Genomic DNA, 1,055 nt, shown 5'->3' with positions numbered 1-1,055 from the left:
GGTAATGTAAAATAATTTGTGCTTCAAGGTTAATAAAAATCTTCTTTATGGCAATGATTTAAATATAATCAAATGTCGTAAAGGAGATTTTTTATGAATACTTTAAGAAAACAATTAGTCAAAGAAATTATATCAGATGGAGAATTTATAAAATCTGGAGATATAAGTAGCTATCTAAGAGATATGTTCAAAGATATACTACAAGAGATGTTAGAACAAGAAATGGCATTAGAGCTAGGTTATGAAAAGGGCGATAGCCATAACAAGAATACAACTAATAGAAGAAATGGATATAGTAAAAAAACTGTAAAGTCACAATTTGGAGATTTACAACTAGACATTCCAAGAGACAGAGATAATGATTTTAACCCAGTAGTCGTTCCTAAAAATATTAGAGATATTTCAGGAATCGAAGAAAAAATAATATCACTTTATGCAAGAGGTATGTCAACAAGAGATATACATGACCAGATATTAGATTTATACGGTATAGAAATTTCAGCTGATCAAGTAAGTAATATAACAAATGTTATAATTCAAAGAGCTAAAGAGTGGCAAAATAGACCTCTTGAACAAGTTTATCCTTTTGTATTTATGGATGCAATTCATTACAAAGTAAGAGATGATGGAAAAATAAAAAATAAAGCTGCATATGTAGTTCTAGGAGTAAATAAGGATGGTTTCAAAGATATTTTAGGAATATGGATAGGTGAAAACGAAACTTCAAAGTTTTGGTATAGTGTTTTAACCGATTTAAAAAATAGAGGTGTTAAAGATGTACTAATTTTTAGTGTTGATGGATTAAATGGCTTCAAAGAGGCGATAGCCGCAAGTTATCCTAATTCCATAATACAAAAATGTATAATCCATCAGATAAGAAATACTTTTAAATATGTTTCATACAAAGATTCAAAAGCATTAATAAGTGATTTTAAATCTGTATATAAAGCAATTAATGAACAAGAAGCCTCATCGGCTTTAGATAAAATAGATGAAAAATGGGGTAAACAGTACCCTTCGGCAATTAAGATCTGGAGAAATAACTGGGATGTTAT

1 protein-coding gene is annotated in these 1,055 nt (G+C 28.8%); it reads left to right on the top strand.

The window, feature by feature from the left end:
- Positions 1-93: 93 nt before the first annotated feature.
- On the top strand, positions 94-1,055 hold a 962-nt coding region (locus tag KGF39_RS19375), incomplete at its 3' end, for an IS256 family transposase (RefSeq protein ID WP_227823566.1).

The sequence above is a fragment of the Clostridioides sp. ZZV14-6345 genome (assembly GCF_020657775.1).
In the GTDB taxonomy this organism is placed as follows: Bacteria; Bacillota; Clostridia; order Peptostreptococcales; family Peptostreptococcaceae; genus Clostridioides; species Clostridioides difficile_D.
The sequence above is the reverse complement of the archived record's forward strand: the minus strand, read 5'-3'. Positions and strand labels throughout refer to the sequence as shown.